Source organism: Pseudogracilibacillus amylolyticus (SeqCode) (assembly GCF_051918545.1).
GTDB lineage: Bacteria > Bacillota > Bacilli > Bacillales > Amphibacillaceae > Pseudogracilibacillus.
In genome coordinates, this window is record NZ_JBPPZG010000226.1 from 1 (window position 1) to 6,012 (window position 6,012).

7 protein-coding genes are annotated in these 6,012 nt (G+C 35.4%); 3 read left to right on the forward strand and 4 right to left on the reverse strand.

Annotated elements, in window-relative coordinates; genetic code table 11:
* The 3 genes from ACPYKA_RS17935 to ACPYKA_RS17945 all read left to right on the forward strand — a co-directional run.
* Positions 1-1,167 (forward strand): YxeA family protein (locus ACPYKA_RS17935; protein WP_479543573.1); only part of this gene is annotated, 1,167 nt, incomplete at its 5' end.
* A 208-nt stretch (positions 1,168-1,375) separates the two neighbouring features.
* On the forward strand, positions 1,376-2,086 hold the full coding sequence (locus ACPYKA_RS17940) for a response regulator transcription factor (RefSeq protein ID WP_479543574.1): 711 nt from the start codon (positions 1,376-1,378) through the stop codon (positions 2,084-2,086).
* A gap of 3 nt (positions 2,087-2,089) precedes the next feature.
* Positions 2,090-3,493 (forward strand): sensor histidine kinase, encoded by a 1,404-nt coding sequence (locus ACPYKA_RS17945; protein ID WP_479543575.1) that lies wholly within the window; start codon positions 2,090-2,092, stop codon positions 3,491-3,493.
* 376 nt (positions 3,494-3,869) lie between these two features.
* On the opposite strand, the gene ACPYKA_RS17950 is transcribed toward ACPYKA_RS17945, so the two are convergent.
* The 4 genes from ACPYKA_RS17950 to ACPYKA_RS17965 all read right to left on the reverse strand — a co-directional run.
* Positions 3,870-4,172: a type II toxin-antitoxin system RelE/ParE family toxin gene (locus ACPYKA_RS17950; protein WP_479543576.1), complete on the reverse strand. Its 303-nt coding sequence runs from the start codon at positions 4,170-4,172 to the stop codon at positions 3,870-3,872.
* Complete coding sequence (locus tag ACPYKA_RS17955; RefSeq protein ID WP_479543577.1) at positions 4,159-4,431, reverse strand: type II toxin-antitoxin system Phd/YefM family antitoxin; 273 nt, start codon at positions 4,429-4,431, stop codon at positions 4,159-4,161. Before ACPYKA_RS17955 ends, ACPYKA_RS17950 begins: the two co-directional genes overlap by 14 nt.
* 515 nt (positions 4,432-4,946) lie before the next feature.
* The gene (gene copZ / locus ACPYKA_RS17960; RefSeq protein ID WP_479543578.1) at positions 4,947-5,153 is read right to left on the reverse strand and encodes a copper chaperone CopZ; all 207 of its coding nucleotides are present in this window, start codon (positions 5,151-5,153) and stop codon (positions 4,947-4,949) included.
* Between the two features lie 36 nt (positions 5,154-5,189).
* Positions 5,190-6,012, reverse strand: an 823-nt coding sequence (locus tag ACPYKA_RS17965) for an HAD-IC family P-type ATPase (RefSeq protein ID WP_479543579.1), incomplete at its 5' end; no start/stop codon positions are given.

The following is a 6,012-nucleotide window of genomic DNA, read 5'->3' on the forward strand; positions in this document are numbered from 1 at the left end:
GGAAACCATGAAATTATCTATCATAAAACGATTCCGACAATGCAAATACAGGTGGATACAGCTAGTTTAAATGGCTTGATGGGAGAAATTATACAGGAATATACAATCATCTCTACGAAAACATTCAATGAAATGGCAGGACTGCAAGATAGAAACGAACATCTTTCACTGGAAGGCAATCAAGCTGCTGTACTAGATGCAGACTACTATGAAGGATTATCACCAGAATATGTCGGTGCTAGCATTCCATTGCAAGTGGACAATTTAATTGAAGACATTACGTTTAAAAAATTGCTAAAATATAACGTTCTGAACTCTAAGACAGCAAATGTTACGGTTGTGATAAGTGATGAGTTATTTTCTAAGTTGGAAAAAGAAACAGACCACGTAAACATAGAAGCTTACAAATTTACGAACGAAAATGATGCCAAAAAAATCAATAAGGAAATTGAATCTGTTTTACCTGATGATGTAAGCTTTTCTAGCTTTTACAATGATTACGCGCTTGGAATGGAGCAGGCAGGGTTACTGATCTTTATTGGTGCCTTCTTAGGATTAGTATTCCTTGCCGCAACAGGGAGCATTATCTACTTTAAACAGTTAACAGAAGCAAATTCCGATAAAGAGCGTTATGTCATTTTACACAAAATCGGTGTGAATAAACAGGAAGTAAGAAAATCCATTGCGAAACAGGTATTTTTTGTATTTGCCTTGCCGCTAGTCGCGGGTATCGCCCATTCCGCAGTCGCTTTAACTGCCTTATCAAGGCTATTGCAAACAAACTTGATTGTTCCTGTATTCATATGTATAGGCGTATATATTTTAATTTATGTGATCTATTACTTCTTAATAGTTGGTGGTGTAATTTTTCTGCAAAATGTAAATCTCAATCGAGTTGGTGCTGATGAATATTACACACAAATAAATGGGGAAGGAACAGAAACGGAGGACAAAGGAAGTGATGGAGCGATTCATATACGTTATGAATATGAATTACCAGCTTATGATAAAGATGGCAACCAAAAAACACTCACATTTACTGCCGATAAACAGCTTCGCGAAAATGCATATTTACTTCTGTTTGTGAAAGGTGGAAAAGGTGTTTCATCGTATCAGGAAGTAACTGCCGAGGAATTACCCGAAAAAGTTGCAGAAGTGTTGGAGTAACAATTATTAAGAAAGAATCCTTGTTCAAAAAGGATTCTTTTTTGATAAACAGGAAGATTTTTCTCTCCCGCATAAGCGCAACTAAGGCAGCGATCCACCAGAAAGCGCATGCCACGCTTTCTAAAATATAGCCTAGCAATAATTATGGGTCTCGGAATTTTTCCTTTATAATAAAGAAAATAGCTATGACGTATGGAGGTAGTTATAAATGGCGCAACGTAACAAAACCGTGTTAATTATTGATGATGAGGAAGATATTTTAAGACTTATAAAAACGGTTCTAGTAAAAGAAGGAATTAATCATGTAGTGACAGCTACTACTGCGAAAGACGGCTTTGCTGAATTCCAACGAACCCAACCAGATCTTGTTTTATTAGACATTATGTTGCCAGATGGCGAAGGGTATGATGTATGTAAACAAATAAGAAATATCTCGAATGTGCCGATATTATTTTTATCAGCAAAAACGGAAGAAATTGATAAGATTTTAGGCTTTGCTATCGGTGGAGATGATTATATTACAAAGCCATTTAGTCCTAAAGAGGTTGCTTACCGGGTAAAAGCACAGTTGCGAAGGGCAGACTATATGCAGACCGATTTAAGAACAGATTCTATTCTAAAAGCTGGACCCTTTGAATTAAACGAGCAAAAAGCGCAAATTTTAAAGAATGGGGAAATCATTGAATTAAAACCAAAGGAACTCGGCTTGATGAAGTACTTCCTCCAAAATATTAATAAGGTAATTAGTAAAGAAAGGCTTTATGATACAGTCTGGGGGGAGGACTTTTTTGGCTCTGATAATACGGTAATGGTTCATATCCGGCGACTCCGAGAAAAAATTGAAGCAGACCCCTCTCGCCCAAAATTTTTAATTACTGTAAAAGGCTTGGGCTACAAATTCACTGTAGAGGATGAATAGGTTGTGAAGTGGAAAATAACCGGAAGATATATACTTTCCATCGTCTTAGTCGTTATTCTAGTTGTTTTCATAAACATCTTTATTATGTTTACTTTATTAATAGCCCAATCTATATTTAACATACCGATATTTCAAGGAAACGAAGCATCTCCTGAAGATTTTACCAGACAATTCGAAGAGAATATAAATATAGTAAATAATGATGCAACGATTACCGAATCAGGAAAAAAAGCGTTAATTGAAAAAAATGCCTGGATACAAATTTTAGATGAAAATGGTAAGGTAATCTATAACTACAGAACGCCTGAGGGAATAACGGAAAAATACACGCCAGCGGATATCGTTCAAAATTATAAATATCAGGAAATTGCGAACACAACAGTTTTTGTTGGAGAGAAAAAGGAAAATTCCATTCATTACAGTTATTTTATTGGGATAGATAATCCCAGTTTAAATCGCTATTTTATTTCGTATGATAATCGAGACATATATCAAGTGGTTAAGGTTGGCGGAATTATTTTTATGATAGACATTTTCATTGCCTTGCTAATTGGCTACTTTTTTAGTAAACGTCTCACACAGCCTTTACAAACACTCATTAATGGGATCAAAAGATTGGCAAACAAAGATTATGCTATCCATTACGAGCCTAAAGGAGTTTATAAAGATGTCTTTAACAATGTCAATTTTTTATCCAATCAGCTAACAGCCAATGAAAAGGAACGAAAGAAATTGGAGATAATGAGAGAAGATTGGATAGGAAATATTTCCCATGATATAAAAACACCACTAGCATCCATACAAGGATATGCTGAATTGATTAAAGATCCAGATTATCATTTTTCTTTAGAAGAAATACGGGAGTACGCTGAAATCATTGAACAAAAATCATTATATATCAAAGAGGTAATGGAAGATTTAAATTTATCCACAAGATTGAAAAATAAAGCACTATCGTTAAATAAAAAAACGGTTAATCTTGTTGCTTTATTAAGAAATATGGTGATTGATATATTAAATGATCCTAAATACGCTAATCGTAATATCGTATTTCATGTAAATCAAGGGGAGATCCTCGCAACAATTGATGAAATTCTTTTTCGAAGAGCAATCAATAATTTACTTTATAATGCGATTGTTCACAATGATGAAAATGTACAAATAGATGTAACTTTAGAGAAAAAAGAACGAACACATCTAACAATAAAAGATAACGGTAAAGGCATTGAGAAAAAAGAACTCGACAAAATTTTTGACCGCTACTATCGGGGAACAAATACTGGGGATGCACATAAAGGCTCTGGACTAGGAATGGCGATCGCCAAAGATATTATTCAGGAACATAATGGGGAGCTTACGATTAACAGTGAGATTGGTCGTGGAACAACGATTGATATTACATTGTGAAGACTCCTAATAAAAAGAAAACATTGCCAAAACATTTGAGTTTTAAACATACTTTCATAAACTATCTCGAAAACAAAACAGATCATTTTAAGAGTTACACTAGTGTTTCAGTGGAATCTCTTTCTTTTTAGAAAGATAAGGGTTAAAAAGTGTAGTAGTATCTCTGAACCCCACTGGCTCTAGCCGTGGGAGTATCAAGATCTTTAAGACATGATTTTTCATCCAATTACCTTGATATTCATAAGCACTGTAAAATCAGTGATTATGAATATCTTTTAATTGAGATTTTATATCAATTAATAGCTTACATTCACCGAAATATTACATTCAAAATGATGCTGACAAGACTTTAACGTCCCTTTTTTGCTTTGTAGAACTACAAGAGAAATTCATATTGCCGCTTACCATGCAAAATTCGCCTTACCTGTACCTCATCATCCTTGACGACATAAAATACTAGATAACTATGCACTACTAACGCACGATAGCCTTTTTCTCTTAGTACGGGATTTTTCAGCAAAGGGTATCGAAATGGTAACTCTGCAAGTGATGCCACCCGTTCTACGATCTCATCATACAGTTTGGTACCTTCCATGAACGACTGCTCATTTATATAGTCGATAATCTCACGCAAGTCCCGTTTTGCAGTAGGAAAGATGAGTACTTTATATTTTGTCACGAATCTTTAACCTCATATTCTGAGCCACTTTCAAAAAATCTTCACCATTAGCACCATTTTCAATTTCCGCCTCTGCTTCAGATAACTTACTATATAACTCAATTAAAGCTTGTTGGCGCTCATACTCCTCAATACTCATTACAACCATATCTCCTGTACCATTTTTGGTGATAAATACAGGTTCCCGTTCCCGACGACAAAACTCGGAGATTTCATTTGCGTTGTTACGCAAATCTGAGATAGGACGAATTGTAGGCATACATACTTTCTCCCTTCGGCAAGTTGTTAAGTTTAATTATAGCACAATTAAGAGCAATTTATGCACTATTTTATGAGTAAATATACTCATATACTTTATTAACTATTGATATTTTGAATATAATGATTAACTACTTTTCATTTTCTTTTGAAAGATATATACCGCTAATATGGCAATGACTAAACTATGTCTCTAAGAGCCACGCCGTTGAATTGGTTAGCAATGCCCTGCAAATCCCTGCTACTGGTTTTTCATTGAATATACTGCCACATAAAAGTCCTATTCCCATGAATAATCAGCATTAAGTGGAAAAAGCGTGATCACATTTGACCACGCTTTTAATAAAGTAATTAGTAAACTTTTTATAATCAATATTTATTGTATTCCGTTTGGATTTTCTCTAAGATTTACAATTGTAATCACTTCGTTTTTTCTTTTGCAAACGCCCTTCAGAAGCCTTTACAAGCTGTTTAATATTCCGATAAATAAGTAGGATACAGCTTCAACATGTATTTTTATGCTACATCATAACCTTGATCTTCAACAACTTCTTTCATATTTTCAGACGAAACTTTTGCTTCGTCATAAGTTACTTCTACTTTACCAGTGCTTAAATCTACTTCTACAGCAGATACTCCATCCAATCCTTTAAGTGCGCCTTCTACAGACATTTTGCAGTGGCCACATGTCATCCCTTTAACATCTAAGGTTTTTGTTTGCATTTTTTCACCTCCTTTCAAGTTTTATGGAAGGAAAAATTAGATCTTAACTCTCTTTAAACGTAAGGAGTTAGACACAACACTAACGGAACTTAATGCCATGGCCGCGCCGGCAATCCATGGTGCAAGTAACCCAATAGCTGCAATCGGGATTCCCGCTGTATTGTATCCAAAGGCCCAGAAGAGGTTTTGACGGATATTTTTAATCGTAGCATGGCTGACTTTTATTGCTTTTGGAATGAGTAATAATTCTCCACCAAGAATCGTTACATCGGCAGCTTCAATTGCTACCTCCGTGCCTGTACCTATGGCAATTCCAATATCGGCGATTGCTAATGCAGGAGCATCATTTACACCATCCCCAACCATGGCAACTTTTTTACCTTGTAATTGAATTTCCTTTATTTTATCCGCTTTTTCTTCAGGCAATACTTGAGCTATTACTTGGTCAATGCCAACCTGTTTTGCAATTGCTTGTGCAGTTCGCTCATTATCTCCTGTTAACATGATAACTTCTAAACCTTCTTCTTTTAACTCTCTTATTGCTTGTGGCGCTGTTTCTTTAATTGTATCTGCAACGGCAATAATTCCGCGATACTTTCCATCAATAGCAATTAACATCGCCGTTTTTCCATCAACTTCGTAATCAATCAATTCTTGTTCCGCACTACCAACATCGATTTGGTGATCTTGCATGAGTTTTCGATTTCCGACAAGAATGTGATTACTAGATATCGTAGCTTCAATACCGTGTCCAGGTATAGCCGTGAAATCATCTACTTCGACTAAATCGATATTTTTTTCTGTTGCATGGGCAACAATGGCTTCAGCAAGCGGATGTTCAGAGCCTTTTTCTGCACTA

Bases quoted from the DNA above. Each gene is read 5' to 3' on its own strand.
- ACPYKA_RS17940 (WP_479543574.1), top strand. From the start codon at position 1,376: ATGGCGCAACGTAACAAAACCGTGTTAATTATTGATGATGAGGAAGAT.
- ACPYKA_RS17955 (WP_479543577.1), bottom strand. From the start codon at position 4,431: ATGCCTACAATTCGTCCTATCTCAGATTTGCGTAACAACGCAAATGAA.
- copZ (WP_479543578.1), bottom strand. From the start codon at position 5,153: ATGCAAACAAAAACCTTAGATGTTAAAGGGATGACATGTGGCCACTGC.